Below are 5519 nucleotides of genomic sequence, written 5' to 3'. Positions count from 1 at the left end.
GTGCGTCTGGTCCTTGAGAACTCAACAGCGTGCACATTGTCAATGCCAATTTATTGACCTCGTGCGATGGGTGTTTCCTTTTCTGGTTGCGTCTGTCGTTCGGAGACAATTCCTTTGGATTGAATGATTGTCAGTAGACAGTCTATCAGTCAGCATCAAATTCAGCTGCCGTCTTCGGATGGTGGTGAACGTTTTTTACGGAGAGTTTGATCCTGGCTCAGGACGAACGCTGGCGGCGTGCTTAACACATGCAAGTCGAACGATGATGCCCAGCTTGCTGGGTGGATTAGTGGCGAACGGGTGAGTAACACGTGAGTAACCTGCCCCTGACTCTGGGATAAGCGTTGGAAACGACGTCTAATACTGGATATGACGGCCGATCGCATGGTCTGGTCGTGGAAAGATTTTTTGGTTGGGGATGGACTCGCGGCCTATCAGCTTGTTGGTGAGGTAATGGCTCACCAAGGCGACGACGGGTAGCCGGCCTGAGAGGGTGACCGGCCACACTGGGACTGAGACACGGCCCAGACTCCTACGGGAGGCAGCAGTGGGGAATATTGCACAATGGGCGAAAGCCTGATGCAGCAACGCCGCGTGAGGGACGACGGCCTTCGGGTTGTAAACCTCTTTTAGTAGGGAAGAAGGGGACCTTTGGTTCTTGACGGTACCTGCAGAAAAAGCACCGGCTAACTACGTGCCAGCAGCCGCGGTAATACGTAGGGTGCAAGCGTTGTCCGGAATTATTGGGCGTAAAGAGCTCGTAGGCGGTTTGTCGCGTCTGCTGTGAAATCCCGAGGCTCAACCTCGGGCTTGCAGTGGGTACGGGCAGACTAGAGTGCGGTAGGGGAGATTGGAATTCCTGGTGTAGCGGTGGAATGCGCAGATATCAGGAGGAACACCGATGGCGAAGGCAGATCTCTGGGCCGTTACTGACGCTGAGGAGCGAAAGCGTGGGGAGCGAACAGGATTAGATACCCTGGTAGTCCACGCCGTAAACGTTGGGCGCTAGATGTAGGGACCTTTCCACGGTTTCTGTGTCGTAGCTAACGCATTAAGCGCCCCGCCTGGGGAGTACGGCCGCAAGGCTAAAACTCAAAGGAATTGACGGGGGCCCGCACAAGCGGCGGAGCATGCGGATTAATTCGATGCAACGCGAAGAACCTTACCAAGGCTTGACATGTACCGGAAACTTCCAGAGATGGTTGCCCCCTTACGGGTCGGTACACAGGTGGTGCATGGTTGTCGTCAGCTCGTGTCGTGAGATGTTGGGTTAAGTCCCGCAACGAGCGCAACCCTCGTTCTATGTTGCCAGCGGTTCGGCCGGGGACTCATAGGAGACTGCCGGGGTCAACTCGGAGGAAGGTGGGGATGACGTCAAATCATCATGCCCCTTATGTCTTGGGCTTCACGCATGCTACAATGGCCGGTACAAAGGGCTGCGATACCGTAAGGTGGAGCGAATCCCAAAAAGCCGGTCTCAGTTCGGATTGAGGTCTGCAACTCGACCTCATGAAGTCGGAGTCGCTAGTAATCGCAGATCAGCAACGCTGCGGTGAATACGTTCCCGGGCCTTGTACACACCGCCCGTCAAGTCATGAAAGTCGGTAACACCCGAAGCCGGTGGCCTAACCCTTGTGGAAGGAGCCGTCGAAGGTGGGATCGGTAATTAGGACTAAGTCGTAACAAGGTAGCCGTACCGGAAGGTGCGGCTGGATCACCTCCTTTCTAAGGAGCATCTGGCACCGTGAACATGCTGACCGGATGGTTGGTGTGGGTGTCCAGGCGCCGGATCGAGGCGTACGTCCTCGCCGGTCGCTCATGGGTGGAACGTTGACAGTGGATGCAGGTCGGTCAGAGCTGGTCCTAGTACGCGCTTCGGTGTCTTCGGGCATGGGGTGTTGGAACGGGTCGGGTGTGGTTCGGGTTTGTGTTGTGCACGTTGTTGGGTCCTGAGGGACCAGGCTGTCCGGTGGGTCCCTGCTTGTGGTGGGGGATCATCGGGTGGCACGCCAGCTGGTTCGGGTGGGAGTCGTTGCGGCTTCCGGTCGGATGGGGTGGTGTTCCTTGTCGGGTCAGTGCCAAGCCAGCGGATGCTGGGGCGGGCTGGTGCCGATCGTATGTTGAGAACTACACAGTGGACGCGAGCATCTTTGATACTCGTTGGGATCGTTGCCGGTCGGGCTGCTCTTCGGAGGGGTTGGGACGGTGGTGGGACTGACGGGTGTCGTATAAGAGTGCGATCGCCACCTCTGCATGGGCGGGCCTTCGGGTCGGTGTGTGTGGGGGAGACGATTCCAACACTGATATGGCCGCGATGGTCCGGGTTCCCATGTGTGGGGGTTCGGGGGTGTCGTGGTCTTCTTTGTGGTCAAGTTTTTAAGAGCAAACGGTGGATGCCTTGGCATCTGGAGCCGAAGAAGGACGTAGAAATCTGCGATAAGCCTCGGGGAGCTGATAATCGAGCTGTGAGCCGAGGATTTCCGAATGGGGAAACCCCGCCAGGCGTTTTGCGACCTGGTGACTCCCGCCTGAATGTATAGGGCGGGTAGAGGGAACGTGGGGAAGTGAAACATCTCAGTACCCACAGGAAGAGAAAACAACATGTGATTCCGTGAGTAGTGGCGAGCGAAAGCGGATGAGGCTAAACCGATCATGTGTGATAGCCGGCGGGCGTTGCATGGTCGGGGTTGTGGGACACGTCGCTCAGTTCTGCCGGACTGGGGCGGTTACAGCGCATCATAGTCGAACCGGTTTGAAAGCCGGGCCGTAGTGGGTGCCAGCCCCGTAGACGAAATGGTGTTATGGCCGGATGTGTATCCCAAGTAGCACGGGGCCCGAGAAATCCCGTGTGAATCTGTCAGGACCACCTGATAAGCCTAAATACTCCCAGATGACCGATAGCGGACAAGTACCGTGAGGGAAAGGTGAAAAGTACCCCGGGAGGGGAGTGAAATAGTACCTGAAACCGTTTGCTTACAAACCGTTGGAGCCTCCATGGTAGGGGTGACAGCGTGCCTTTTGAAGAATGAGCCTGCGAGTTAGCGATATGTGGCGAGGTTAACCCGTGTGGGGTAGCCGTAGCGAAAGCGAGTCTGAATAGGGCGATACAGTCGCATGTCCTAGACCCGAAGCGAAGTGATCTATCCATGGCCAGGTTGAAGCGACGGTAAGACGTCGTGGAGGACCGAACCCACTTCAGTTGAAAATGGAGGGGATGAGCTGTGGATAGGGGTGAAAGGCCAATCAAACTTCGTGATAGCTGGTTCTCTCCGAAATGCATTTAGGTGCAGCGTTGCGTGTTTCTTGCCGGAGGTAGAGCTACTGGATGGCCGATGGGCCCCAAAAGGTTACTGACGTCAGCCAAACTCCGAATGCCGGTAAGTGAGAGCGCAGCAGTGAGACGGTGGGGGATAAGCTTCATCGTCGAGAGGGAAACAACCCAGACTACCAACTAAGGCCCCTAAGCGTGTGCTAAGTGGGAAAGGATGTGGAGTTGCACAGACAACCAGGAGGTTGGCTTAGAAGCAGCCACCCTTGAAAGAGTGCGTAATAGCTCACTGGTCAAGTGATTCCGCGCCGACAATGTAACGGGGCTCAAGCACACCGCCGAAGTTGTAGATTTCGTACAGTGACAAGCCTTCGTGGTTCAGTCGTACGGAGTGGTAGGAGAGCGTCGTGTGGCGAGTGAAGCGGCGGAGTGATCCAGCCGTGGACGCTACACGAGTGAGAATGCAGGCATGAGTAGCGAAAGACGGGTGAGAAACCCGTCCTCCGAAAGACCAAGGGTTCCAGGGCCAGGCTAATCCGCCCTGGGTAAGTCGGGACCTAAGGCGAGGCCGACAGGCGTAGTCGATGGACAACGGGTTGATATTCCCGTACCGGCGAACAACCGCCCAAGCTAATCCAGTGGTGCTAAGAGTCCTAACCCGGTGTATTCGGATCCCTTCGGGGTGATGGAGTGCCGGTCTAACGCTCGACCCCATGCTGGTGCGGTTAGCGTAGTAACAGGTGTGACGCAGGAAGGTAGCTGAGCCAGGCGATGGTATCCGTAAGGTGAACCTGGTGTAAGGATGTAGGGCTGACGATAGGCAAATCCGTCGTCTGTATGCCTGAGATCCGATGCGTACCCGTCAAGGGGAAATCAGTGATCCTATGCTGCCGAGAAAAGCATCGACGCGAGGTTGCAGCCGCCCGTACCCGAAACCGACTCAGGTGGTCAGGTAGAGAATACCAAGGAGATCGAGAGAATCGTGGTTAAGGAACTCGGCAAAATGCCCCCGTAACTTCGGGAGAAGGGGGGCCGGACACGTGAAGACACTTGCTGTCGGAGCGTGAAAGGCCGCAGAGACCAGTGGGAAGCGACTGTTTACTAAAAACACAGGTCCGTGCGAAGTCGCAAGACGATGTATACGGACTGACGCCTGCCCGGTGCTGGAAGGTTAAGAGGAAGGGTTAGCCTCACGGCGAAGCTCAGAATTTAAGCCCCAGTAAACGGCGGTGGTAACTATAACCATCCTAAGGTAGCGAAATTCCTTGTCGGGTAAGTTCCGACCTGCACGAATGGCGTAACGACTTCCCAGCTGTCTCAACCGCGAACTCGGCGAAATTGCACTACGAGTAAAGATGCTCGTTACGCGCAGCAGGACGGAAAGACCCCGTGACCTTTACTATAGTTTGGTATTGGTGTTCGGTGTGGCTTGTGTAGGATAGGTGGGAGACTGTGAAGCGGGCACGCTAGTGTTCGTGGAGTCATTGTTGAAATACCACTCTGGTCACTCTGGATGTCTAACGTAGGACCCTGATCGGGTTCACGGACAGTGCCTGATGGGTAGTTTAACTGGGGCGGTTGCCTCCTAAAAAGTAACGGAGGCGCCCAAAGGTTCCCTCAACCTGGTTGGCAATCAGGTGTCGAGTGTAAGTGCACAAGGGAGCTTGACTGTGAGACTGACAAGTCGAGCAGGGACGAAAGTCGGGACTAGTGATCCGGCAGTGGCTTGTGGAAGCGCTGTCGCTCAACGGATAAAAGGTACCTCGGGGATAACAGGCTGATCTTGCCCAAGAGTCCATATCGACGGCATGGTTTGGCACCTCGATGTCGGCTCGTCGCATCCTGGGGCTGGAGTAGGTCCCAAGGGTTGGGCTGTTCGCCCATTAAAGCGGTACGCGAGCTGGGTTTAGAACGTCGTGAGACAGTTCGGTCCCTATCCGCTGCGCGCGTAGGAAATTTGAGAAGATCTATCCCTAGTACGAGAGGACCGGGATGGACGAACCTCTGGTGTGTCAGTTGTTCTGCCAAGAGCACCGCTGATTAGCTACGTTCGGACCGGATAACCGCTGAAAGCATCTAAGCGGGAAGCCGTCTTCGAGATGAGATTTCCATGCCCCTTCGAGGGTGAGAGGCTCCCAGTAGACGACTGGGTTGATAGGCCGGATGTGGAAGCGGGGACCAACGACCCGTGGAGCTGACCGGTACTAATACGCCGATGACTTGATTACACCACCCACCCGGGGAGACCCAA

The 5519-nt window shown here is 56.1% G+C and carries 2 rRNA genes; both read left to right on the top strand.

Annotated features, from left to right (window positions below):
• Nucleotides 1–194: 194 nt before the first annotated feature.
• Nucleotides 195–1725: ribosomal RNA gene (locus ACO0E0_RS15130) — 16S ribosomal RNA — on the top strand.
• Nucleotides 1726–2366: 641 nt separating this feature from the next.
• Nucleotides 2367–5496 (top strand): 23S ribosomal RNA (locus ACO0E0_RS15125).
• Together the 16S and 23S rRNA genes form the textbook arrangement of a ribosomal RNA operon.
• The last annotated feature ends 23 nt before the right edge of the window (nt 5497–5519 follow it).

This window comes from Curtobacterium phyllosphaerae (assembly GCF_049341865.1).
GTDB lineage: Bacteria > Actinomycetota > Actinomycetes > Actinomycetales > Microbacteriaceae > Curtobacterium > Curtobacterium phyllosphaerae.
Note: the sequence above shows the minus strand (reverse complement) of the source record. Positions and strands in the feature narration are given on the sequence as shown.